Here is a 22275-nt window from a genome sequence, read left to right as displayed (position 1 = left end):
AAATTAATCCCTTACAAAAATGAGTTTATACGAAGGTGCGGTTAAGAAACCGATTATGACCTCCCTCTGCTTTTTGGCAGTGGTGATTTTTGGTCTTTTCTCTTTGTCCAAATTGCCTATCGACTTGTATCCGGATATTGATACAAATACGATCATGGTGATGACCGCTTATCCCGGTGCAAGTGCTTCGGATATAGAAAACAACGTTACTCGTCCGCTTGAGAATACCTTGAATGCGGTGAGCAACCTGAAACATATCACCTCCCGTTCTTCCGAAAATATGTCATTGATTACGCTGGAGTTCGAGTTCGGTAACGATATTGACGTTCTGACCAATGATGTGCGTGATAAGCTCGACATGGTAAGCTCGCAGCTTCCCGACGATGTCGAGAATCCGATCATCTTCAAGTTCAGTACGGATATGATTCCTATCGTGCTGCTTTCCGTACAGGCCAATGAGAGCCAGTCGGCGCTTTACAAAATATTGGACGACCGTGTAGTTAACCCCTTGGCACGTATTCCGGGAGTCGGAACCGTGTCCATCAGTGGTGCTCCGCAGCGTGAGATTCAGGTATATTGCGACCCTAACAAGTTGGAAGCATACAACCTGACCATCGAATCCATCAGCTCCATTATCGGAGCGGAGAACAAGAACATTCCCGGCGGTAACTTCGATATCGGTAGTGAAACCTACGCGTTGCGGGTGGAAGGAGAGTTCGATGATTCCCGGCAGTTGGCGGATGTCGTAGTAGGTACTCACAATGGAGCGAACGTCTTCTTGCGTGATGTGGCCCGGATAGTCGATACCGTAGAAGAACGCGCGCAGGAAACCTATAATAACGGTGTGCAAGGCGCCATGATTGTTGTTCAGAAACAATCCGGAGCCAATTCGGTAGAAATCTCCAAGAAAGTGGCCGAAGCGCTGCCGAGACTTCAGAAGAACCTGCCGAGCGATGTAAAGATCGGTGTCATTGTCGATACCTCCGACAACATCCTGAATACAATCGACAGTTTGACCGAAACCGTTGTCTACGCCTTGCTGTTCGTTGTCATCGTTGTGTTCCTCTTCTTGGGACGCTGGCGTGCGACGTTGATTATCTGTATCACCATTCCGCTTTCTTTGATAGCCTCGTTCATTTACCTGGCGATTAGCGGAAACACGATCAATATTATCTCGCTTTCGTCACTTTCCATCGCTATCGGTATGGTGGTGGACGATGCGATTGTGGTACTTGAGAATGTGACAACCCATATCGAGCGTGGTTCCGACCCCAAACAAGCTGCCGTGCATGGAACCAATGAGGTGGCGATTTCCGTAATTGCCTCTACCTTGACCATGATTGCCGTGTTCTTCCCGTTGACTATGGTGAGCGGTATGTCCGGTGTACTTTTCAAACAGCTCGGTTGGATGATGTGTGCCATCATGTTTATCTCTACGGTTGCTGCTTTGTCATTGACCCCCATGCTCTGTTCCCAGTTGCTTCGTTTGCAGAAAAAGCCGTCAAAGCTGTTCAAGCTCTTCTTCACCCCGATTGAAAAAGCGTTGGACGGACTCGACACTTGGTATGGCAAGATGTTGAATTGGGCGGTTCGCCATCGTCCGATAGTCATTACGGGGTGTATCGCTTTCTTCGTTGTCAGCTTGCTGTGTGCAAAGGGGATTGGTACGGAGTTCTTCCCGGCACAAGATAATGCCCGTATCGCCGTACAGTTGGAATTGCCTATCGGAACACGAAAAGAGATCGCTCAGGAGCTTTCGCAGAAACTGACCAATCAATGGCTGACGAAGTATAAAGACATTATGAAAGTCTGCAACTATACCGTAGGGCAGGCCGATTCGGACAACACATGGGCTTCTATGCAGGACAACGGTTCGCATATCATCTCATTCAATATCAGTCTGGTAGATCCGGGTGATCGTGATATCACATTGGAAGCTGTCTGCGACGAGATGCGTGAAGACTTGAAAGCCTATCCGGAATTCAGCAAAGCGCAAGTTATACTCGGAGGTAGCAATACGGGTATGTCTGCTCAGGCCAGTGCCGATTTTGAGGTGTACGGATACGATATGGCTTTGACTGACAGCGTGTCAGCCCGTCTGAAACGTGAACTGTTGAAAGTGCCAGGAGTGACTGAGGTGAACATCAGCCGTAGCGATTATCAGCCGGAATATCAGGTGGACTTCGACCGTGAGAAACTGGCAATGCACGGACTGAACCTTTCGACAGCCGGTAACTATCTGCGTAACCGGATCAATGGTGCGGTTGCTTCGAAATATCGTGAAGACGGAGACGAGTATGACATTAAAGTGCGTTATGCGCCGGAATACCGTACAAGTCTGGAAAGTCTGGAGAACATCCTTATTTATAATGCGCAAGGACAATCTGTCCGTGTGAAAGATGTCGGAAAGGTAGTCGAGCGCTTTGCACCTCCTACTATCGAACGTAAAGACCGTGAACGTATCGTGACCGTTTCTGCTGTAATCTCCGGTGCGCCGTTGGGCAACGTAGTGGCTGCCGGTAACGAGATCATCGACAAGATGGACATACCGGGAGAAGTGACTATTCAGGTTGCCGGTTCGTTCGAAGACCAGCAGGATTCGTTCCGCGATTTGGGAACGCTTGGTATTCTGATAGTCATTCTTGTATTTATCGTGATGGCGGCGCAGTTCGAGTCGCTCACCTATCCGTTCATAATCATGTTCTCTCTGCCGTTTGCGTTTAGCGGTGTCTTGATGGCACTCTTCTTTACGGGCAGTACGTTGAGCGTCATGAGCCTGTTGGGAGGTATCATGCTGATTGGTATTGTGGTGAAGAACGGTATTGTGCTCATCGACTACATCACCCTTTGTCGGGAACGCGGGCTGGCAGTTGTAAATTCTGTGGTAACTTCCGGTAAGAGCCGTCTTCGTCCGGTATTGATGACCACAGCCACAACCGTTCTCGGTATGATTCCGATGGCTATCGGTGGTGGTCAGGGTTCTGAGATGTGGAGTCCGATGGCAATTGCCGTAATCGGTGGTTTGACAATATCGACCGTGTTGACATTGATTCTGATTCCTACTTTGTATTGTGTCTTTGCAGGAACCGGCATCAAGAACCAGCGTCGTAAGCTTCGTCGCCAACGCGAATTGGACACTTACTTCCAGGAGCATAAAAATGATATTATTAAGAAATAACAAGAAAGAAATATGAAATCAGTACTGATAACATTCGACCAGGCCTATTACGAACGAATCATGTCATTGCTCGACCGTTTGGGATGTCGTGGCTTCACCTACCTTGAGAAGGTGCAGGGACGTGGTTCGAAGACGGGCGACCCGCATTTCGGAAGTCACGCCTGGCCAAGTATGTGCTCGGCCATCATCACGGTAGTCGAAGATCACAAAGTAGATCCATTGCTGGATACGCTGCATAAGATGGACCTGGAAACGGAGCAATTGGGTTTGCGCGCGTTTGTATGGAACATTGAGCGGACTATTTGATATCCGTCTACTTTCAGTTGACCAAGCGCGGATTAACACAGATTTATCGCAGATTGAATGTAATCATTGCGAAAATCTGTGTTAATCCGCGCTTAATTATTATTTCCGACACCGCTTTTTCTTACTGCTTTTATCTATCTTTGCGGTCGTTTGGGATTTAGAACATTATGGAGATAATAAAGAACTATTTGAAATATTCGTTGTGGTTTGTATTGATTGTCTTTGCAGCCTTATTGGGGCTTCATTGGCTTCCGGCCATTACCATCGACGGACATACGATGCGTCGCGTGGATTTGTTGAGCGACCTTCGTTATCCGGAACCGGAGTCTGTTGCTGCCGATTCGGACAGTATACCCTTGCCACCTGTGATAAAACCGGTTTTTGTAGATACCTGCCGTGCCGGAATGACTTGCATTGAAGATTACAGTGATTCCACTCATCGGGGCATGGCTCCTTTTTATGAAGCTCTCAATCGCCTTTCTTCCGGTTCCGAAGACGACAATCTGGTACGTATAGCTGTATTCGGCGACTCCTTTATAGAAGCTGATATCTTTACGGCCGATCTCCGCGAAATGCTTCAAAAACGGTTTGGAGGGTGCGGTGTCGGTTTCGTGACCATCACCTCCATGACAAGCGGTTACCGTCCTACGGTGCGGCATACATTTGGCGGATGGTCCAGCCATGCGGTGACGGACAGTGTCTATTTCGACAGGAAGAAGCAGGGGATTTCCGGACATTATTTCGTTCCCCGGAGTGGCGCATACGTGGAACTGCGTGGACAAGACAAATACGCTTCGTTGCTTGATACCTGTCAGCGTGCTTCCATCTTCTTTTACAATAAAGACTCCCTTCATCTTTCCGCCCGTGTGAACAAAGGAGAAAGCCGTAACTATTCGCTGTCCCCTTCGGGCGGTTTACAGGAAGTGCGGGTGGACGGACGCATCGGTTCCATACGTTGGACGGTGGACCGTGCCGACTCTACGCTCTTTTATGGATTGGCGATGGATGGAAAGCAAGGAATAATTCTCGATAACTTCTCGCTGCGCGGCAGTTCCGGACTTTCCCTGCGCGGCATTCCGCAGCAAATGTTGAAACAGTTTAACCGCCAGCGTCCTTACGACCTGATTATTCTTGAATATGGATTGAATGTCGCAACGGAACGCGGACGCAATTACGATAATTACCAGAAAGGGCTGCTGACAGCTATCGAACATCTCAAAACGTGTTTCCCGCAGGCGGGAATCCTGTTGTTGAGCGTGGGCGACCGTGATTACAAGAACGAAAACGGCGACCTCCGCACCATGCCGGGAGTCAAGAACCTGATTCGTTATCAGCAGAATATTGCCGCCGAAAGCGGTATCGCATTCTGGAATATGTTCGAGGCTATGGGAGGAGAAGGGAGTATGGCAAAACTTGTCCATGCCAAACCGTCTATGGCAAACTATGATTATACACATATCAACTTCCGTGGCGGCAAACATTTGGCGGGACTTCTCTATGAGACATTGATATATGGCAAAGAACAATACGACAGGAGGCGTGCTTATGAGAAAGAATAGTCTGTTGTCCTTCTTTGTGCTTGTTCTGGCAGGCATTTTGTTTGCTCCTTGTTCTCTTTCGAGGATGATGGCGCAAGACCGTATCCCCGTTTGTCCTCCATTGAACAAGGTGCAGAAAGGCGTCAAACCTTTGCGGGAAATGATTTGGGCGAATGATACCATCCCTGTGCAGACTTCCTTCCCGTCCGCTTTCCGTGAAACCGGGCGAAATGAAATTATCGACAGTATTGCCCTGCTGACACCTGTGCTCGAACGACTCCGTCAAGTACGTGCGGGACTGTCCGAAGATACGGTGCGTATCGTACATATTGGCGACAGCCATATTCGGGGGCATATCTATCCTCAAACCACCGGTATGCGGCTGGCCGAAACCTTCGGTGCTGTTTCCTATATAGATAAAGGAGTGAACGGCGCCACTTGCCTTACTTTCACCCATCCCGACCGCATCGCCGAGATAGCGGCGCTCAAACCCGAATTGCTGATTCTCTCTTTCGGAACCAATGAGAGTCATAACCGGCGTTACAATAGTAATGTGCATTACAACCAGATGGATGAACTTGTCAGACTCCTGCGTGCCGCACTCCCTGATGTGCCTATCCTGCTGACTACTCCGCCCGGTTCGTATGAAAGTTTCCGTCAAAGAAGGCGGAGACGTACGTATGCCGTCAATCCCCGCACGGCGACTGCGGTGGAAACCATTCGCCGCTATGCCGGAGACCATCGTCTGCTGGTGTGGGATATGTATGAGGTAGTCGGCGGCAAAAAACGTGCCTGTAAGAACTGGACGGAAGCGAAGCTGATGCGTCCCGATCATGTGCATTATCTTCCCGAAGGATATATCCTGCAAGGAAATTTATTATACCAAGCCCTTATCAAAGCATACAACGATTATGTTTCCCATTGATATAGATTTCAGTAGATTAAAAGAGGTGTTTACCTACGATCCGCAGGCACCGATGATATTCAGTAGTGGTATCTTTCTTTGGCTGTTTGCCGCTTTTATGGTGGTGTACGTATTGTTGCAACATAAATATACAGCCCGTATCTTGTTTGTCACCCTTTTTTCTTATTACTTCTACTATAAAAGTAGCGGTACTTACTTTTTCCTGCTTGCCATTGTCACGGTTTGCGACTTTCTGTTGGCGCAACTGATGTACCGCACCGAAGGATATTGGAAACGCAAAGGGCTGGTCACCTTGAGTCTGGGTGTCAACTTGGGACTTCTGGCTTACTTTAAATATACCAATTTCTTGGGAGGTGTCATCGCGTCCCTGATGGGGGGAGAGTTCACGGCCCTTGATATATTCCTGCCGGTCGGTATCTCTTTCTTCACGTTCCAGTCGCTGAGCTATACCATCGACGTCTACCGGAAAGAAATCCAGCCGCTGACGAGTCTGCTCGATTATGCCTTTTACGTATCATTCTTCCCGCAGTTGGTGGCAGGTCCTATTGTCCGTGCCCGCGATTTTATTCCGCAAATCAGGAAACCTCTTTTTGTCTCGCAGGAGATGTTCGGACGGGGTATCTTTCTGATTCTTTCCGGCCTGTTCAAGAAAGCCATTATTTCCGATTATATCAGTATTAACTTCGTAGAGCGTATTTTTGAAAATCCGACGCTCTATTCGGGTGTTGAGAATCTGATGGGAGTGTACGGCTATGCCTTGCAGATTTATTGCGACTTTTCCGGATATAGTGATATGGCTATCGGCATCGCACTGTTATTGGGCTTCCACTTCAACCTTAACTTTAATTCTCCTTACAAGTCGGCCTCCATCACCGAATTCTGGCGTCGTTGGCATATCTCTTTGTCCAGTTGGCTGAAAGATTACTTATACATCTCTTTGGGTGGAAACCGGAAAGGGAAGATCCGGCAATATCTGAACCTTATTATTACCATGTTTTTGGGAGGGTTGTGGCATGGAGCTTCCTGGAATTTTGTTCTTTGGGGCACATTTCACGGTGTTGCACTGGCGATGCATAAAATTTGGATGACGATAACCGGACGGAGGAAAGGAGAACAAAGTTACGGTTGGCGACGTGTGTTTGGCATTATCATTACCTTCCACTTTGTCTGTTTCTGCTGGATATTCTTCCGTAACGCCGATTTTCAGAATTCGATGGATATGCTGGGGCAGATATTTACGACTTTCCGTCCCCAACTGTTCCCTCAGTTACTTGAAGGCTATTGGAAAGTATTCGCGCTAATGCTGCTTGGCTTCCTGCTTCATTTTGCTCCCGATAGCTGGGAAAATGCAGTTTGCCGGGGAGTGATTCGCCTGCCGTTCGCAGGCAAAGCTGTGTTGATGGTGGCTTTGATTTATCTTGTTATTCAAATGAAGAGTTCGGAAATACAACCGTTCATTTATTTTCAGTTCTAATTCCGGCTATAGTTCTAATTGAAACCTATAAAAATATCGCCTTATGGAAAATTCTCTCAATTATCAGCCTGTTGCCGACCGTTACGAACGGATGCCTTATAAATATTGCGGCAAAAGTGGTCTGCAACTTCCTCTTATCTCTTTGGGATTGTGGCATAATTTCGGCAGTGTGGACAGTTTCGAGGTAGCGACCGACATGATTAAGTTTGCTTTTGATCATGGAATCACTCATTTTGATTTGGCAAACAATTACGGTCCTGTTCCCGGAAGTGCGGAATCCAATTTCGGCAGGATTCTGCAAGAGAACTTTCGTGGTTATCGGGATGAGATGATTATCTCTTCCAAGGCCGGACATGAAATGTGGGCGGGACCTTATGGCGGCAACAGCTCCCGTAAAAATCTGATGGCGAGCATTGACCAAAGTCTCCGTCGGACAGGTTTGGAGTATTTTGACATCTTTTATAGTCACCGTTATGACGGAGTGACTCCGATAGAAGAAACCGTCCGGACATTGATTGACATTGTGAAGCAAGGGAAAGCGCTGTATATAGGAATCTCTAAATATCCCCCCGAACAAGCCCGTATCGCCTATGAGATGATGGCAAAAGCCGGTGTCCCTTGTCTTATCAGCCAATACCGGTATAGTATGTTCGACCGTGCGGTGGAGGCTGAATCACTTCCTTTGGCGGCGGAATATGGTTCTGGTTTCATCGCTTTTTCTCCTTTGGCGCAAGGATTGTTGACAGATAAATACCTGAACGGCATTCCGGAAGGTTCCCGTGCTGCACGTTCTTCCGGCTTCCTCCAGCGTTCGCAAGTAACTCCCGAAAAAGTAGAAGCCGCCCGGCAATTGAATGAGATTGCCCGTCGTCGTGGACAGACTTTGGCGGAAATGGCTTTGGCATGGGTACTGAAAGATGAACGAATGACATCGGTGATTGTAGGAGCAAGTTCCGTAAAGCAGTTGGCGGACAATCTGAAAACATTGGAGCATTTGGAGTTTGCAGAAGAAGAACTGCAAGAGATTGAACGAATATTATAAAAATTCCTATCTTTGTAAGAAAGGTATCTTTGTTATCATAAAGAAGAGAGTATGAGCAATAAAATTTGTCCGATCGGCATTCAGAACTTTGAGAAGATTCGTTAGGATGGTTATTTCTATATTGATAAAACGGCGTTAATGTATCAAATAATACATTGTATTCTCCTCCCTATGAGTTTGAATAGATAAATCATCTGCCATCCTACACCAACCGCACCTTATGTTGTTGAATACTAGTATATTAATGGTGTGTAGGATAGTGGTGTAGGATGGTTGCAGATGCGGTGTATCCTACACCTTTCCCTCGCTCATCCTTATGCCTTGCTTTACTTATCCTTACACACTTTTCCTTGCCATCCTGCTTTTCGCCAATTGTTTCCTGCGTATGAAACTTTAGTTTCCCCTGCTTGAACCTTTAGTTTCATTTGCTTGAACTTCTAGTTTCCTGTGGTGAAACAACATTTTCTGTTACTTGAAACTGTCTGTTCTTGTACTCTCTTTCGGCTCTTGATACTTGCTTTTCAGTCATTACTACCTGTCTTCTCAGTCATTAATAGCCTATGTGTTGAGTACTGACATCCTATACGTAGGTTGTTAATATCCCATATATGAGTTATTAATATCCTATATATTGTTTATTTATATCCTGTATTTAGGTCGTTAATGTATTGAGTATCTACTGTTTATGCTTCTTACCCATCATCTGCCGTCCGGTGATAGGCGGGTGATAGGTGACAGATGCGGTGATAGGTTGCGGACAACCTGTCACCATGCCTTAAACCCCGATGAACAGGGGTGTTCATGATTGCCGGTGATAGGTGATAGAGGAAAGTGTGAAAAATATCTGTGTATAAGTTCTCCGGGCGGATTATTTTTTCTCTGTATTACTTGTTTAATAGAAATTTATAGCTACTTTTGTCGTAGCATACTTTCGTGCGTTGAAAGGAGCTTTGTTTTGTTTTTTATCGAGAACGGTTATTTGTTGCATTCAATCATAAAAATCCGCTAATTTTTTATCCACGAATGACAATGAGTGACAGGTCTCACGCAACATTGTATGTATAACCTTGTTATATGTCCAATTGAGCGTGGGACTATCACTTATGTCGTGGAGGGGTCTTAGCGGATACCTATGATTGGCATAAGCAGATAGTTCCTGCGCTCTCTTTTTTAATGAACCCTCGCACCATCGGGAACTGATGCGTACAAAACAATACGTGATGAATGCAGATTTTAAAGTCGATATTGTCCGCCTGATGCAGCATCCCATAATGAAAAAGCCTCTCGGTGATCTGAGTGAATCCGAACTGTGCTGTGCCCACGACATCCTTCGTCGTCTGATAGATTTTTCCGATGATGAATCCTTCACTCTTGTTGATGTTCTCCAGATTTCCCGTTTGTACTATGCTTGGGGCGAACTTTCCTATATCATGGGTGAAAACCCAGAAAAGACAATCAGGCATTTCCGCTCCTCCCTGCGTTTTCTGCAGAAAAGCGGTATTGACCTTAGTCTGGCTAAATGGCTTGAGTTGGTAAGTTTGCGGATCTCTGAGGAGCTGTAAGATGAAAATCCGATTTGTTTTTGCTTTATACGGATAAGATGCCGGTCTTGCGTAGAGAGAGTAGTCTATTCTGGAGAAATTATGTTTAGATAGAGAATCTTTTAGTCTGGAGGAGAAATGCTTTTAACGCCGTTTGTTTGGTTTCACCCTAACTCTTATTTCGTTTTATCCCTAACCAGTTGATTTGAGAGGCGTTTAGGGGGCACAGAACGATATGTGTAGATTACGGCGCCCTCGAAAACTTATTGAACTGCCGATGAATAAAAGGTTTCGGGCAAATTCTCTTATATGTATAAATCAAAACGACGTGCTACAATAACTAACATTGCGTTTACATTGGGCTACCATTTGAATGGCTTAAACAGGACAAATGGTTGACTATTGGTTAATCGGCTTGCATTATCGGGGCATAAACTACCATACATAAGGCTAAAGTCCTCTATATATCGCTTATTTCGGCATAGTACTGCCGAGGTAGGCGATTTCTTTTTGCTGTTTGAAAAACTGTTTGAGAGCTATGAAATCGTTGTTTAAGAAAGAGGTTCTGAGAGGATATCACGGTAGGAATTTAATTGTTAAAAACATAGTTGGGGATACTATTGGGGATACAGTTGGGGATACCAGATTTTGTGCGATAGGTATCGTATTTTAAAAGTTGGGGATACCTTTTCAGGACTTTTTTTTGCGTGTTGAAATATAGATAATACCTTTTTTGATACGTTTTTTGCCGTATTTATGCGTTTTAATAGGGGGATAATACTATTATTGCGACCGTTTATTGCAATACTAATATGAGATAAATTGTTGATTTATAGTTGTATATTGGGAATTATATGTACTTTAGCGGTGAAAAAGTGCGTGTGGACTAAACAAAATAAGTAGTTATGTTCTTTTTAAAGAAGTGGTACATATTTAGGTTGAAAAGAAGAATCATAATGAAACTTCTTTCCAACCCCAATTATACTCCTGATCGTTTGGATACCCCTAAGGATGCATATCGAATAGCTCGTTTTATTTGGGATACAAGTGATTGCGGAGATTTTTATTAATTACCATGCAGAATTGTTTCGAGAATGCGAATAGGATATCGGAATTAAATCTTCATTATCTTGAATATCATCAGAAGGTAATACTAATGGGACGGAAAAGCGAACATTAGTAACAGATATTAATTTGGAATCTTCATGATTACTAGTTCCAATATTAAAGCTACCTAATAGTACGCCAATTCCCGTTTTGTTTCCTTCGCTATTGGATGAGGTTAACGCAACCTCAAAGTTGACATTCTGTACAGGACGATATTGATTATCTATTTTTGCATTAAGTGTATCTGTACTTTTTTGGTATTGTGCAGGATTTACTATCGCACCATATTCTTTTACTGTTTGCTGTGCTTCATGTACTCCTTGAGTAATTTGTAGCAATGTTTCTCGTATAAACTCTTTTAGTTCCATCTTTTAAGGATATATATATTTAGTTATTGATTTTACCACATTCAATTACATCTTTTTTCATTGGGCAGTGGCAGAGGTCACATTGTCTACATTGGGCGAAGAAGGTTTCTTTGTAGAAACATTCTTCGCAGTTCCTAAACCCTTAGGTTTAAGTTGTTCATCATCTTTCCGATACTCTGTTGGGGGACGAAGGTGTCCTAGTTCTTCGGACATTTGGGCAATCTGTTGGTTTAGGCTTTTTATTTCTTTATCCTTTTTTTCAAGTTGGGACACGAATATTTGCACAATCTGAGATTGATCCGTAGATTGTGTTTGCTCTAATTGTTGTGTTTGCTCATTTGGAAGCATAGAACCTCTTCCTATAAGAAGCCAGTCTGAATTTATACTGTACTTATAACATAAGCATGCAATAAGATCTGTTCCAGCTTTCATTCTTTTATTCAGAATTTCTGAAAGTTTAGTGTTGCCTATCCCTAGGTTTTCTGCTAGATCTATCTTGTTCGCTACTAATTTGTTGCTGATTAGATAGTTTACGCTTTCTATAAAGCGGTCATTAATACTGTTTTTATCCATGCTATCTGAAATTTGATTCCAAATATTCTGAATTTAACTTTGATAATTCAGAAATTCTGTATTACTTTGCAAAGTCTTCCAATGAGAGACGCTTCAAAGATAAGAAATAACAATTAATAATAATATTAGTATGGAAGAAAAAAAAGAAGTAATCGAAATCAGTTTGGAACTCCAAAGAGAGATTGCCAAAGTATTTAAAGTTACTGAAAGAACTGTTCAGAGTGCCATGCGATTTGAAACGCAGAGTCCTACCGCTCGAATATTGCGTGCTTATGCCTTGAATCATGGGGCAGAACAGTATGAGGTTACCACTATCAAAAAGAAAGTGGAGAATCCGTATCGGGAAACGATAAAACTATAATCATGATATACTGGAAAGAAGAATGCACCCGCTTGGTGAACTCGCAGTCGGTGGTAGTAGTGGTTGATCGCTACGATGAGAACAGGGTTCCTGTGTTCGCAATCCGGCGTGCACAGTCTGCCGGTGGAAGCCGTAGTGGTAAGAACTCCTATTGGAGCATAAGTTTTGATGAGCCGCTAAGTGACGGATGTAACTCGGTGACGTTTCCTTTCATCTTGGCGACAATAAGCCTCGATGATAACGGGAATGTTGAGGTCAATTCAAAACGGCTAAAGGAATACCACCCGGCTTGGACGCTGGACGGATATGAAAAAGAATTGGAGTGGCGCAAAGGAAGCGCGCTTTACGGTATGAAACAGATGTTTAACGACTTAAATAAGATAGTATGAAAGTGATTAAATGGATTCAGAATGTGGCCGCTGCGGCTGCGTTCATTGTGGCTCTCAATTTGGTTGACGGGCTTGGCGTTTCAATAAAGGATGCCTGTACGGCTGGTGTGTTATTGGTTCTTTCAGTGGCTATGCTGCTGGGACGAGCTTTGGAAGAGGAAGAAAGGAGGGATGAGTGATGGAAGACGAAAGAATGATGCATAGAAAGAATTTAGAGGAACGTATTGAGGAACTTACGATTCTAAGGAAATCCGAACTGTCACTATTAAAAGCAGGCTGTTTGGAGTTTATTAACGAGATGACTGACAAACCGTTTTTATGGATACCTCTATTATCTCAGGAACATCCTTCTTTATGTTATCAGAAAGCGATACAAGACTCTTCAGAAGAGCCTTGTCTTCGGTTAGCCGGTCTTTTGGAATTTTTACTAAAAAATTTAATTCCAATGGAACTCCAAATGCAGGGGGTGACCATCCGGATTCAGGAAAATAAATGTCACTACTGTATCTCAGGTTCAATTTCCTCAGATGATCTTTATAAATTGTGCGAACATCATCAAGTGGACCTCGACTGTGCGAATAAAAAATAATAGAGAAATAGTTCATGATAATATAAATTCTGGTTTTGATGGCTACAGATATGTGTAAAATAGAAATAGATATTACTTATATTCCTCAGGATGAATCAAATAAATTTTCTCCTATTGATCGTATAAATAGAATCGTTCGAGTTGACGGACAAGAAGTCTATAATGAAACAACTGATTGGAAAATTTATTTCGCTTTTGAAGCCCATCCAATTAGACAATTCGAACGGTTCATATTAGGACTTGAGAAAAGCGAGAACGCTAACGATGCTTGCCCCAAGCGCAGCCAAACGATTAGCTTCTTCAAGAAAATCAGGTTGAAGTTTTTTCGCTAGGAGGTCAATTTCAGCACTTAGCTTTTCAATGTTGGCTTTTAATAGTTCTTCTTGGGCATAAAATCCACCACGGGCTAGAAAGTCTGAAGCTTCGACAAGTAAGCAGATTCTGATTGTATTAGAATTGTTGACATAATGAGAAATCAAACCCATTCTGGCAAATTGGGATAAAATAGAAGTAAGTTCATTCTCGGAACATTCTTCTGAAATTTCTTTCAAAAGTGCTTGTTTGTCTATTGTATAGACCCGTTCGTATTGAAGTTCGCAAGAACATATAACAATTAAGATGTTGTCTTTTAATTTAGTTGTAATCATTATGATTGAGTTTTAGTTAGATAGCTACAAAGGTAGCAAACTATTCCGGTTCGGGATGAATAGGGATAGTGTTTTTCTCACATGCAAGATAAGAACTTTCTGTTTTTTAGGATAACATCCCTGTAGTATGTTTCAGTCAACATTAGGGGTTTTCAATAAGTAGTTTTTAGGGTATGGAAAGTGGCTTACAGGTTCGGGTCGGTGCCGGGCGCTTGCGCAATATTTAAAATGATAGATTATGGAAATGTTTGGTAATATACGGTGTGTGACTTTCGCTGAGCTGGTGACTCAGGGAGGAATCCTGAGTAAGCCGAACTATAAGAAGAAGGTACGTGAGGGAAAGATAAAACCCCTGACGATTGGAGGAAACGGACGTAAGGTTCTCATCGATTACGTCTCCCTTTACAAACCCATCAAAGACGCTTACGACGCCAAATTCCCGGACGCGGAACAACGGATGAAAGAACAAATCAAAGAAGAAATCATGAGTGAGGCTTTAAGAAGTGACAGCAAAGCTGTCGAATTCTACCGTGACAGATATAAATTAGCCGACGGTAGTGGTTTGGCCGACAAGAAGCAGGCCGAATATGTACTGAACGCGCAGGTGATGAATGAGATGATCCGCGTTGAAAGCGAAATGGTGTCGCGGCATAGGAAAAGCGGTTATTCACATCCGAAGGAAGTATGGGAAACCGTGCTGGGTACATGTGAAAAACTTCGTGGAATGTATCGGCATACGCTTCCATCCAACGCGGCCCGTCTTCGTGAAAAGTTTACTGCTTATAAGAAATACGGGTATGAAGTCCTGGTCAGTCGCAAGAACGGGAATCAGAATACCCGTAAGGTTGGACCAATGGAAGGACGTCTGTTGTTGAAACTGAAACGTAGCAAATTTCCTATATATAACGATTCGCAGATATTTGAGGAGTTCAACCGCCAGGCTGTAGAACGTGGTCTTAAACCTGTCAAGTCAATGACTACTCTCAGGAATTATTTGAATGATCCCGCTGTAATGCCACTCTGGTTTGCTGCCGTATATGGTATGCAGAAGTGGAAATCGAAATATTCATCGCTGTTAAAGACGCAGCTTCCGCAGATGCGTGATGCCCTTTGGTATTCGGATGGTACGAAACTGAACCTGTATTACCGGAATGAAGCCGGAAAGATGTGCACCACTTCCGTCTACGAAGTGATGGATGCCTATAGTGAGACATTGATAGGTTACGACATCGCTCCGAAAGAAACATTCGACAGCCAGTATCGCGCATTCCGTATGGCGGTAGATTTTGCAGGTGTCCGTCCATACGAAATAGTCAATGACAATCAAGGTGGTCATACCAAACTTGCCGCACAGGGCTTTTTTAATAAGATTGCCATTTTGCACAAGCCCACTATGCCATATAACGGACAGAGTAAGACGATTGAAAGTGCCTTTGGACGTTTTCAACAGCAGATACTCCATAAAATATGGTATTTCACAGGTCAGAACGTGACAACCAAGAAGATGAACAGCAAGCCCAACCTTGAGTTTATAGAGCAAAACGCATACGCATTGCCCACGTTGGCAGAAGTGAAGGAGATCTACCGTCAATGTCGTGCCGAATGGAACAATGCCGCTCACCCGGCTACGGGAATAGCGCGTATTGATATGTATCGCATGAGTGAGAATCCGGAAACCGTACCGGTTCAGCCTGTAGATATGATACAGATGTTTTGGCTGACAAGTGCCAAGGAGGTGACTTATACCAATGCCGGGCTGAAAATAGAGATTGACAAGCGGAAATATGAGTACGATGTCTACGCTGAAGACGGCCTGCGCAACGAGCAATGGGCACTTCGCAATACCGGACGTAAGTTTAGGGTTATGTACGATCCGATGGATATGACTGTCGTAGAGCTTTGGGAGGTGACCGGATCGGGACTGAAATACAGTGCAAGCGCTACTCCACGGGTTGTTATCAGCCGTGCGACACAGGAACGTACTACCGAAGAAACTTCGTTCATGCACCGGACAGTCAATCAGAATAAAGAGACAATGGCTTTGGTACAACTCAGTACGGAAGATTTTGATTTGAACGAAGCTATCGCAGCCGAGCTGTTCAATCTCTCCACTCCGCAACCGAAGAATGTGAGCAAAAAGAAAATGAAAGAAGTGCGTGAGAAGTATGAAGCCGGAACACTGCAATCTCCTGTTTCCCTGCCGGAAAAACTAGTCATGGAGGAAGAGGATGAAGATATGGAACTGGGCTATTCCACAACCGGAGAATATACCAAGGTCACTTCGAATCTAACCTTCGAGGACGTAACCTCTTCCCGTTACGATCGGATGTAACATCCACCTGTTTAATCAGTATCCAATAATCATTAAAATAATATTCAAACAATGAAAGATTTAAGCATAGAAGATAAAAACGCCATCCGTGACGCTCTTAGTGCCTATTGTGACAATTATTTGTCACGCAACCGTGCGGCGGAAAGCCTCAATGGCGTGAGTGCCGCCACCGTATCTACCATATTAAACAGCAAGTACGTCAGTATTTCCGATGATATGTTTATCCGTATTGCCACGCAGATCGGTTTTAGCTTTGAACACTGGGCACTACACGAAAGCGAGACATTCAAGGATATTACTTTTGTACTGGCAGATGCCCAATTGTACAAGAATGTCACCTGGGTGGTCGGCGATGCCGGATGCGGGAAGACTACCGCGGCCATTGATTACCGTAAGAAACACCGCAACGTGTTCTATATCCTTTGTTCGGAAGATATGAAGAAAAGCGACTTTGTCCGTGAAATAGCCAAACAGGTGGGAGCGCCGACTGACGGAACGAATCTCCGCGATATGCTTGAGTATGCCATCAGTATGATCGCCTTTCTGAATAATCCTCTTATCATCTTTGATGAAGGTGATAAACTGACCGATTCGGTTTTCAATTATTTCATCTCTATATATAATCGCCTTGAAGGTCATTCCGGTATTGTCTTTTTCTCTACAGACTACATCAAACGCCGGATGGAAAACGGATTGCGATACAATAAGAAAGGTTATAAAGAAATCAATTCCCGCATCGGTCGTCGGTTCTTCGATCTTACAGCTACCACGCGGAATGATATTTTTGCTATTTGCCGTGCGAATGGGCTGATCGATGAAGGGGAGATAAAAAAGGTACTGAAAGATGCGGAAGCCAGCGAAAACGACCTTCGCAGGGTGAAGCGTTTTGTCCATTCCCGTAAACGTCGTATTGATGAACAGAAAAGGAAAGGAGACGCGGAATAATGGGCAGAGCCAAGTCGGTGAGTGAGTTGCTTGCCACGAAAGTGGAAACTTTTCCCTTCAAGGGCGAATGGTACGATGCTTTCGGAGAACCGGAACGTAAAGGCGTCTGGCTTGTGTGGGGGAATTCCGGTAATGGAAAGACAACCTTCGTCGTTCAGCTCTGTAAATATCTCTGTCAGTTTGAACGGGTGATATACGACAGCCTGGAGGAAGGTGCCGGTCTGACGATGAAGAATACACTGGTGCGCTGTGGAATGCTGGAGGTAAACCGTCGTTTTCTTCTTCTGGACAACGAGCCGATGGATGAATTGAGCGAACGGCTTCTACGACGGAAGTCTCCGGGAATAGTTGTTATCGACAGTTTCCAATATACACAGATGAACTATAAACAGTATATAGTCTTCAAGGAGAAGCACAAGGATAAGCTGATTATTTTCGTCAGTCATGCGGATGGAAAGCTCCCATCCGGTCGGAGTGCCCGCAGTGTGATGTATGACGCTTCACAAAAAATATATGTGGAAGGGTACAGGGCCTTCAGTAAAGGGAGGTTCAACGGACCGAAGATGCGGATTGACGCATGGCCGGAGGAAGCGGCTAGATATTGGGGAGAAGTTTTCTGATCATTAAATAATAACATCATGAGAATAACAAAAGATAAAACAATCAGCCCGCAACAGATGAAAGCGTTACAGACCACCTTCCGTCGGATAGGAATGGATGATGATGCCCGTCACGACTGTATCTACGCTTTCACGGACGGACGCACACAGAGCAGTAAGGAGCTTTCTTTTGATGAGGCACGCAGATTGCTGGCGTCACTCAATGAGGACCAGGCTGAAAAGGCATGTAAAGAAGCAAAAGAACTGGTGAAAGCCATTTTCGGATTGTCTTTTCAGATTTCCTTCTTGAATAAAGGCTATACCAATGATACACAGGAAGAATTTCAAATGAATATAGCCAAATTAAATGTATTCGCCCGTAGCAAGAGCGCTTCGCATAAAAATGTATCTAAAATGTATCTGTCGGAATTGAGGGCTTTTAAAAAGCAGTTGGAAGCAGTGGCACATAAGGAGAAGAACCAATTAAAAACTAAGAAATCATGAGAAAGAATCGGGAAATAGACCAAGCGATTGCCATTCTACGTAAGAAAGGTGATAAGACCAGCATGATTCAGGCGGAAGTTCTGCAAGAACGGCATACGGAAGTCTGGGTGTTTGAGCATTATGTCCGCGATGTGTCGGAAGGGAATAGGGATGAAGCTGCTTACTGTGCGGCTCGTGAGGCGGCGCTGTTTCTGACCGGAAAATTAGAATTAGAGACATTGATACCGGATGTCTCAAAGTACGGGGCTGTACGGCTTCCGGATACTCCGAAGAAAATTTCTTCAGAGGCGCTTCTTCGCCGTATTGAAAAACTGGAAATTCTTGTGGAGGAATTATTGGATGAACGTCGGAGACGGTGTGCCTACAAAAAGATGCCGGAAAGTTATAGCCGTGCAGATTTCCTTATCCAGCAAAAGGCGTATGAATATATCGGCTGCAGTAGAGGAACCTTAAAATCATGGACGGACAAGGGACTGGTTACCGGATATCGTAAAGGGACTAAGGTCTATTATAGCAAAAGTGAATTGGATGCTAGTCCCACAGTCCGAAATTTCATGAATATCAATCATAAAATCGGGTAAGGAGTAGAGGCTTATGGCACGTTTGCAAAAGGAATCCGATGAATTGATGTCCTTGCGTCTCCGGGAACTCACCCGTCTGGAGGATCAGATCGCCCGTGATGAATCCCGCTCCGATGAAATCATCTCCCTGCTGATGGAAGGCGGGATACTCGACGGGACAACCGGATCCGACAATCTGATCAGTGAGCTGAATGCCGTCGGCAAACGGCTGGAGACCAACAAGGCCAACCTTGCACGGCTGAAAGCTCCGTCGGAACTGACGGAAGAGGATAAGGAATACCTTCCCGCTCCGGAAAGCAGCGAGAGATTCAATATCAAGTATTAATCATAGTATGAACCATTTAATCAATCAAAATTGTATGGACATCAGTAATTTATCAAGAGAGGAACGGGCAAAGCTGCTCCGTGAACTCAAGGAAGAGGAGAACAGAGAGAAAATCAGCCGTCGTGAAGCTTTTGAAGCGATACAGACGAAGTTTACGTTCGACGTGAAGACACGTTTCATGGAGTATCTGCAACACGGTAAGGACTTTATGGCATGGTTGCGTGGAGAGTCGGAAAGCTATATGGATGTGCTCAAAGAGTACGGCAAACTCAAGCGTGACGAACAGATCGGTTTCAGCGTGCGTGACGAAGATTTTAAAATGACCGTTAAGGGCTGCCGGGTAAAAGGCTTCGACGACCGTGCGGACGTGGCGGAGAAACGCCTGGTCGATTTCCTGAACGAATGGATCGGGAAAACCGACGACACCCGGAAGAATCCGATGTACAAGCTGGCCATGAAGATGATCCAGCGTAATGAAGCGGGCGACCTTGATTATAAATCCATTTCCGCCCTGTATGATTTGGAAGAAGACTTCAATAACCCGGAATACTCGGATATCATGTCTCTTTTCCGTGAAAGCAATACCGTTGAGGGTACCGTTATCAAGTTCTACTTCGAACGGAAGGATAAGTATAACAACTGGTCCAAGGTGGAACCGTCTTTCAACCGGATGTAACGGGATTCATCTATAAGAGCAACCTCCGGCGTGAACGTATGCCGGAGTGGCAATCAATCACTATTTAAACAATTTACAATTATGGCAATGCACACATGGTTTGAATGCCGTATCCGTTATGAAAAAGTAATGGATAACGGAATGCAGAAGAAAGTAACCGAACCCTATCTGGTGGACGCTCTCAGTTTTACGGAAGCGGAAGCGAGGATCATTGAAGAGATGACGCCGTTCATCAGCGGTGAGTTTACCGTATCGGACATAAAGCGCGCTAATTACAGTGAACTGTTCCCCAGCAATGACGAACAGGATGACCGCTGGTTCAAGTGCAAACTGGCCTTCATTACTCTTGATGAAAAGAGCGGGGCGGAAAAATGCACTTCCACTTACGTGCTGGTACAGGCTTCCGATCTTGACCGCGCCAAGAAGAACCTTGACGAGGCGATGAAAGGGACGCTGGCGGATTATCAGGTTCCGTCGGTGACGGAAACGGCTATCATGGATGTTTATCCGTACACGGCATCAGATAACGAACTGGAATTTAGAGAATGATAATAGCTGTAGATTTTGACGGGACGATTGCACGGAGCAATTATCCCGTTATCCTCGGAGAACAGCCTTATGCGGGAGAAGTTCTAAGAAAGCTGCATGAACAGGGACACAAGATTATCATCTGGACGTGCCGCACGGGTGATCGGCTGCTGGAGGCCATCAACTGGCTGTTGGAACACCGTATCCCCTTTTCCCGCATCAACGACCATGATCCTGAGAATGTCGCCAAATATGGCGGCGAAGGGGGAAAGAAGATATACGCTCACTGTTACATCGACGACAAGAATATCGGTGGCTTCCCCGGATGGTTGCGGTGCCTGGAAGAAATCGAGCGCATGGAGGCTGAATACCAATCCTCACAAGTGAAATAATGAAATGAAACGTCCTCCCATCAAATTCATCATCCGGATAGATGAAGACCGCCTTTCGGAATTGATTTATTACTGGAACTGGTACGACAAGCCTTGTGACCTGCTGTTTCGCAAACCGAAAACAGAAGGACTGGCGGCGGTGGTTCTGACGGTAGACAGCGATGAAGCGGCGGACTTCCTTCTGAGGGTGAAGGAGAAGACGGGGGCACGGTTGTATCAAATGGATAAAAAGCTATGAAGACAAGTGCAAAACTCGCGTTGTTCGACTATTGGTTTCGGGACCAATATCAACTTTTGAAACAAAAGGCTTTCATCAGGACGCCGCTGGAGGAAGATTCTTTCCATGACGCCTACCTGAAGCTGCGTCGGTATATCATGTTCAGCGACGAGGATATAGTAGATTATACACCTTACTTCGTCCTGATATACAGGAGCATGTGTAAGCATACTGAATTTCGTGAAAAGCGTTATGTGCATCCTGATGACTTTTTCTTCCGTTCAATGGCAATCATGGATGAATCCGAAAGAATCATTTACCTGAAGGAAATGCAGGAAGAGGTGTATGTGAGAATCCTGCGTTTTGTCAAAGAGATGTTCCCGACGGATTATCGCCTGTTTTGCCTGAAAGTGATAGAGCCTTGTTGCTCGTATCGCGAGTTACAGCTGTATGCCGGGATATCGGCCGGTGTGATCAGAAAAAAGATAGAAACAATCAAAGAAACCATTAAAAAAGAATTTAAGTATGAAACTAGTGATTTACAATAGTGAAAATTGTGTCGTAGTGAAAAACAGGAGTAGTATTTTCAGAGTATCCAAACGGGGCTTTTGTGTGATTACCGAACCCGGTCGGAGGCTCTTGAGAGATCATATTGTGGTCGCCAATGAGGAAGGCACCAAGAACTGGTTTGTCCGGAAGGTTGATACGGAGGACGGATTCCTGATAAAAGTGGTTGCCAATTCCGTAGGATTCAGGAATCGCACGTTTAATGAAGCAATTGTCAGAAATTTGAAGCTGGAAGGTACCGTGGGATTTCTCATAAGTAAAAATCCCGTTACGATTGATAATGAAAAGTATTTTCAGTTGATTACGAGTAGGCCGATCGTGGCGGAACCGAAGAGGAGGAAGTAGATTTAAAATAAAAATAGATATGAAGCAGATGTATAAAGTTATTTTCTCTTATAGACAAGATAGTCCTTCAGGAGGGAATTCGGTATTAACTGGATGGGCTAAAGAAATAAAGCTGTATGACGCCGAAAATGCTGAAGAGCTACAAAAGCAGATAGACATTTTTTTATCTGATAATAAATGTGGATATAGGAGACATATTTCAATTGTCGATATCGTTAAGCTATAA

Annotated in this window: 27 protein-coding genes and 1 pseudogene; 25 read left to right on the top strand and 3 right to left on the bottom strand. The window is 44.5% G+C overall.

What is annotated here, in order from left to right; genetic code table 11:
• Positions 1-19: 19 nt before the first annotated feature.
• The 8 genes and pseudogenes from GD630_RS13365 (at position 20) to GD630_RS13335 (ending at position 10025) form a co-directional block, all read left to right on the top strand.
• Positions 20-3178 (top strand): efflux RND transporter permease subunit, encoded by a 3159-nt coding sequence (locus GD630_RS13365; RefSeq protein WP_007761907.1) that lies wholly within the window; start codon positions 20-22, stop codon positions 3176-3178.
• A gap of 12 nt (positions 3179-3190) precedes the next feature.
• Complete coding sequence (locus GD630_RS13360; RefSeq protein ID WP_007758092.1) at positions 3191-3484, top strand: PG0541 family transporter-associated protein; 294 nt, start codon at positions 3191-3193, stop codon at positions 3482-3484.
• Positions 3485-3651: 167 nt separating this feature from the next.
• A complete protein-coding gene (locus tag GD630_RS13355; RefSeq protein WP_143868143.1) occupies positions 3652-5043 on the top strand; it encodes an SGNH/GDSL hydrolase family protein in 1392 nt (463 codons plus the stop codon).
• Positions 5030-5947: an SGNH/GDSL hydrolase family protein gene (locus tag GD630_RS13350; protein ID WP_182505771.1), complete on the top strand. Its 918-nt coding sequence runs from the start codon at positions 5030-5032 to the stop codon at positions 5945-5947. The genes GD630_RS13355 and GD630_RS13350 overlap by 14 nt, the downstream gene beginning before the upstream one ends.
• Complete coding sequence (locus tag GD630_RS13345; protein WP_143868142.1) at positions 5934-7421, top strand: MBOAT family O-acyltransferase; 1488 nt, start codon at positions 5934-5936, stop codon at positions 7419-7421. The genes GD630_RS13350 and GD630_RS13345 overlap by 14 nt, the downstream gene beginning before the upstream one ends.
• 43 nt (positions 7422-7464) lie before the next feature.
• Complete coding sequence (locus GD630_RS13340; protein WP_143868141.1) at positions 7465-8463, top strand: aldo/keto reductase; 999 nt, start codon at positions 7465-7467, stop codon at positions 8461-8463.
• Positions 8464-8514: 51 nt separating this feature from the next.
• Positions 8515-8616 (top strand): annotated as a pseudogene (locus tag GD630_RS21495) (AAA family ATPase); the annotation flags it as partial.
• Between the two features lie 1046 nt (positions 8617-9662).
• Entirely contained in the window at positions 9663-10025 is a 363-nt protein-coding gene (locus GD630_RS13335; RefSeq protein WP_229118858.1) for a hypothetical protein, read from the top strand.
• Positions 10026-11074: 1049 nt separating this feature from the next.
• Here the strand turns inward: GD630_RS13335 and GD630_RS13330 are convergent.
• A complete protein-coding gene (locus GD630_RS13330; protein WP_143869222.1) occupies positions 11075-11479 on the bottom strand; it encodes a hypothetical protein in 405 nt (134 codons plus the stop codon).
• A 57-nt stretch (positions 11480-11536) separates the two neighbouring features.
• Positions 11537-12052 (bottom strand): hypothetical protein, encoded by a 516-nt coding sequence (locus tag GD630_RS13325; protein WP_182505615.1) that lies wholly within the window; start codon positions 12050-12052, stop codon positions 11537-11539.
• 130 nt (positions 12053-12182) lie between these two features.
• Between GD630_RS13325 and GD630_RS13320 the strand changes: the two genes are divergently transcribed.
• The 4 genes from GD630_RS13320 to GD630_RS13305 are packed head-to-tail and all read left to right on the top strand — an operon-like array spanning position 12183 to position 13391.
• Complete coding sequence (locus GD630_RS13320) at positions 12183-12413, top strand: hypothetical protein (protein ID WP_122264763.1); 231 nt, start codon at positions 12183-12185, stop codon at positions 12411-12413.
• 2 nt (positions 12414-12415) lie between these two features.
• Positions 12416-12802 (top strand): hypothetical protein, encoded by a 387-nt coding sequence (locus tag GD630_RS13315; RefSeq protein WP_143869220.1) that lies wholly within the window; start codon positions 12416-12418, stop codon positions 12800-12802.
• A complete protein-coding gene (locus GD630_RS13310; RefSeq protein ID WP_143869218.1) occupies positions 12799-12981 on the top strand; it encodes a hypothetical protein in 183 nt (60 codons plus the stop codon). The genes GD630_RS13315 and GD630_RS13310 overlap by 4 nt, the downstream gene beginning before the upstream one ends.
• Positions 12981-13391: a hypothetical protein gene (locus GD630_RS13305; protein WP_143869216.1), complete on the top strand. Its 411-nt coding sequence runs from the start codon at positions 12981-12983 to the stop codon at positions 13389-13391. Before GD630_RS13310 ends, GD630_RS13305 begins: the two co-directional genes overlap by 1 nt.
• A 233-nt stretch (positions 13392-13624) precedes the next feature.
• Here the strand turns inward: GD630_RS13305 and GD630_RS13300 are convergent, their stop codons facing one another.
• Entirely contained in the window at positions 13625-14038 is a 414-nt protein-coding gene (locus GD630_RS13300; RefSeq protein WP_143869214.1) for a hypothetical protein, read from the bottom strand.
• 238 nt (positions 14039-14276) lie between these two features.
• Here GD630_RS13300 and GD630_RS13295 point away from each other — a divergent pair, with 238 nt between their 5' ends.
• The 13 genes from GD630_RS13295 (at position 14277) to GD630_RS13235 (ending at position 22275) form a co-directional block, all read left to right on the top strand.
• On the top strand, positions 14277-16370 hold the full coding sequence (locus GD630_RS13295) for a DDE-type integrase/transposase/recombinase (RefSeq protein ID WP_143869212.1): 2094 nt from the start codon (positions 14277-14279) through the stop codon (positions 16368-16370).
• A 51-nt stretch (positions 16371-16421) separates the two neighbouring features.
• Positions 16422-17315 carry an AAA family ATPase gene (locus tag GD630_RS13290; RefSeq protein ID WP_143869210.1) on the top strand — a complete coding sequence of 298 codons (894 nt, stop codon included), beginning with the start codon at positions 16422-16424 and terminating at the stop codon, positions 17313-17315.
• Complete coding sequence (locus tag GD630_RS13285; RefSeq protein WP_143869209.1) at positions 17315-17935, top strand: DNA repair protein RadA family protein; 621 nt, start codon at positions 17315-17317, stop codon at positions 17933-17935. Before GD630_RS13290 ends, GD630_RS13285 begins: the two co-directional genes overlap by 1 nt.
• An 18-nt stretch (positions 17936-17953) precedes the next feature.
• Positions 17954-18418, top strand: coding sequence for a hypothetical protein (locus tag GD630_RS13280; protein WP_143869207.1), 465 nt, complete (start codon positions 17954-17956; stop codon positions 18416-18418).
• Positions 18415-18999, top strand: a complete 585-nt coding sequence (locus GD630_RS13275) for a helix-turn-helix domain-containing protein (protein WP_143869205.1) — start codon at positions 18415-18417, stop codon at positions 18997-18999. The genes GD630_RS13280 and GD630_RS13275 overlap by 4 nt, the downstream gene beginning before the upstream one ends.
• Before the next feature lie 13 nt (positions 19000-19012).
• On the top strand, positions 19013-19324 hold the full coding sequence (locus tag GD630_RS13270) for a hypothetical protein (protein WP_238482914.1): 312 nt from the start codon (positions 19013-19015) through the stop codon (positions 19322-19324).
• 34 nt (positions 19325-19358) lie between these two features.
• Positions 19359-20000, top strand: a complete 642-nt coding sequence (locus GD630_RS13265) for a DUF3164 domain-containing protein (RefSeq protein WP_143869203.1) — start codon at positions 19359-19361, stop codon at positions 19998-20000.
• Positions 20001-20081: 81 nt separating this feature from the next.
• On the top strand, positions 20082-20549 hold the full coding sequence (locus GD630_RS13260; RefSeq protein ID WP_143869201.1) for a DUF4494 domain-containing protein: 468 nt from the start codon (positions 20082-20084) through the stop codon (positions 20547-20549).
• Positions 20546-20920, top strand: a complete 375-nt coding sequence (locus GD630_RS13255; protein ID WP_143869199.1) for a Cof-type HAD-IIB family hydrolase — start codon at positions 20546-20548, stop codon at positions 20918-20920. The genes GD630_RS13260 and GD630_RS13255 overlap by 4 nt, the downstream gene beginning before the upstream one ends.
• A 4-nt stretch (positions 20921-20924) precedes the next feature.
• The gene (locus GD630_RS13250) at positions 20925-21158 is read left to right on the top strand and encodes a hypothetical protein (protein WP_143869197.1); all 234 of its coding nucleotides are present in this window, start codon (positions 20925-20927) and stop codon (positions 21156-21158) included.
• The gene (locus tag GD630_RS13245; protein ID WP_143869195.1) at positions 21155-21685 is read left to right on the top strand and encodes a hypothetical protein; all 531 of its coding nucleotides are present in this window, start codon (positions 21155-21157) and stop codon (positions 21683-21685) included. Before GD630_RS13250 ends, GD630_RS13245 begins: the two co-directional genes overlap by 4 nt.
• On the top strand, positions 21663-22049 hold the full coding sequence (locus tag GD630_RS13240; RefSeq protein ID WP_143869193.1) for a hypothetical protein: 387 nt from the start codon (positions 21663-21665) through the stop codon (positions 22047-22049). Before GD630_RS13245 ends, GD630_RS13240 begins: the two co-directional genes overlap by 23 nt.
• A 19-nt stretch (positions 22050-22068) precedes the next feature.
• Positions 22069-22275 (top strand): hypothetical protein, encoded by a 207-nt coding sequence (locus GD630_RS13235; protein ID WP_143869191.1) that lies wholly within the window; start codon positions 22069-22071, stop codon positions 22273-22275.

The organism is Bacteroides zhangwenhongii (genome assembly GCF_009193325.2).
Classification (GTDB): domain Bacteria; phylum Bacteroidota; class Bacteroidia; order Bacteroidales; family Bacteroidaceae; genus Bacteroides; species Bacteroides zhangwenhongii.
This window is presented reverse-complemented; position numbering and strand designations above follow the sequence as displayed.

Coding starts and splice junctions, on each gene's coding strand:
- GD630_RS13365 (WP_007761907.1), top strand. CDS start 20: ATGAGTTTATACGAAGGTGCGGTTAAGAAACCGATTATGACCTCCCTC.
- GD630_RS13360 (WP_007758092.1), top strand. CDS start 3,191: ATGAAATCAGTACTGATAACATTCGACCAGGCCTATTACGAACGAATC.
- GD630_RS13355 (WP_143868143.1), top strand. CDS start 3,652: ATGGAGATAATAAAGAACTATTTGAAATATTCGTTGTGGTTTGTATTG.
- GD630_RS13350 (WP_182505771.1), top strand. CDS start 5,030: ATGAGAAAGAATAGTCTGTTGTCCTTCTTTGTGCTTGTTCTGGCAGGC.
- GD630_RS13345 (WP_143868142.1), top strand. CDS start 5,934: ATGTTTCCCATTGATATAGATTTCAGTAGATTAAAAGAGGTGTTTACC.
- GD630_RS13340 (WP_143868141.1), top strand. CDS start 7,465: ATGGAAAATTCTCTCAATTATCAGCCTGTTGCCGACCGTTACGAACGG.
- GD630_RS13335 (WP_229118858.1), top strand. CDS start 9,663: ATGCGTACAAAACAATACGTGATGAATGCAGATTTTAAAGTCGATATT.
- GD630_RS13330 (WP_143869222.1), bottom strand. CDS start 11,479: ATGGAACTAAAAGAGTTTATACGAGAAACATTGCTACAAATTACTCAA.
- GD630_RS13325 (WP_182505615.1), bottom strand. CDS start 12,052: ATGGATAAAAACAGTATTAATGACCGCTTTATAGAAAGCGTAAACTAT.
- GD630_RS13320 (WP_122264763.1), top strand. CDS start 12,183: ATGGAAGAAAAAAAAGAAGTAATCGAAATCAGTTTGGAACTCCAAAGA.
- GD630_RS13315 (WP_143869220.1), top strand. CDS start 12,416: ATGATATACTGGAAAGAAGAATGCACCCGCTTGGTGAACTCGCAGTCG.
- GD630_RS13310 (WP_143869218.1), top strand. CDS start 12,799: ATGAAAGTGATTAAATGGATTCAGAATGTGGCCGCTGCGGCTGCGTTC.
- GD630_RS13305 (WP_143869216.1), top strand. CDS start 12,981: ATGGAAGACGAAAGAATGATGCATAGAAAGAATTTAGAGGAACGTATT.
- GD630_RS13300 (WP_143869214.1), bottom strand. CDS start 14,038: ATGATTACAACTAAATTAAAAGACAACATCTTAATTGTTATATGTTCT.
- GD630_RS13295 (WP_143869212.1), top strand. CDS start 14,277: ATGGAAATGTTTGGTAATATACGGTGTGTGACTTTCGCTGAGCTGGTG.
- GD630_RS13290 (WP_143869210.1), top strand. CDS start 16,422: ATGAAAGATTTAAGCATAGAAGATAAAAACGCCATCCGTGACGCTCTT.
- GD630_RS13285 (WP_143869209.1), top strand. CDS start 17,315: ATGGGCAGAGCCAAGTCGGTGAGTGAGTTGCTTGCCACGAAAGTGGAA.
- GD630_RS13280 (WP_143869207.1), top strand. CDS start 17,954: ATGAGAATAACAAAAGATAAAACAATCAGCCCGCAACAGATGAAAGCG.
- GD630_RS13275 (WP_143869205.1), top strand. CDS start 18,415: ATGAGAAAGAATCGGGAAATAGACCAAGCGATTGCCATTCTACGTAAG.
- GD630_RS13270 (WP_238482914.1), top strand. CDS start 19,013: ATGGCACGTTTGCAAAAGGAATCCGATGAATTGATGTCCTTGCGTCTC.
- GD630_RS13265 (WP_143869203.1), top strand. CDS start 19,359: ATGGACATCAGTAATTTATCAAGAGAGGAACGGGCAAAGCTGCTCCGT.
- GD630_RS13260 (WP_143869201.1), top strand. CDS start 20,082: ATGGCAATGCACACATGGTTTGAATGCCGTATCCGTTATGAAAAAGTA.
- GD630_RS13255 (WP_143869199.1), top strand. CDS start 20,546: ATGATAATAGCTGTAGATTTTGACGGGACGATTGCACGGAGCAATTAT.
- GD630_RS13250 (WP_143869197.1), top strand. CDS start 20,925: ATGAAACGTCCTCCCATCAAATTCATCATCCGGATAGATGAAGACCGC.
- GD630_RS13245 (WP_143869195.1), top strand. CDS start 21,155: ATGAAGACAAGTGCAAAACTCGCGTTGTTCGACTATTGGTTTCGGGAC.
- GD630_RS13240 (WP_143869193.1), top strand. CDS start 21,663: ATGAAACTAGTGATTTACAATAGTGAAAATTGTGTCGTAGTGAAAAAC.
- GD630_RS13235 (WP_143869191.1), top strand. CDS start 22,069: ATGAAGCAGATGTATAAAGTTATTTTCTCTTATAGACAAGATAGTCCT.